The organism is Lewinella sp. IMCC34183 (genome assembly GCF_003390915.1).
GTDB lineage: Bacteria > Bacteroidota > Bacteroidia > Chitinophagales > Saprospiraceae > Neolewinella.
In genome coordinates, this window is sequence record NZ_QMEM01000048.1 from 1 (window position 1) to 254 (window position 254).

General features: G+C 58.3%; 1 pseudogene. It reads right to left on the reverse strand.

Features of this window, described 5'->3' with window-relative positions:
- Positions 1 to 123: 123 nt before the first annotated feature.
- Positions 124 to 254, reverse strand: a pseudogene (locus tag DQG19_RS20705) (transposase); the annotation flags it as partial.

Here is a 254-nt window from a genome sequence, read left to right on the forward strand (position 1 = left end):
GCAATGATGCCGAGGCGCTGCTGGGTGGAAAATTTGCTCTGACGCATAGCGTACAAATTGAACGGGTTTGAGAAAATTACGGGTAATTTTCTACTCATTCATGGACGCGGGGGAAGGGAAGTCTACAACCTCAAGGTTGACCGCGCAGGCCCGCTCCAGCTGGCGGCTGCTGCGGATCCGGTTCAGGTAGCCGTACAGGTAGAGCTTGAGCAGCAGTTCCGGACCGTAGGCGCTGGCCCCGTCGGCGTGCACCG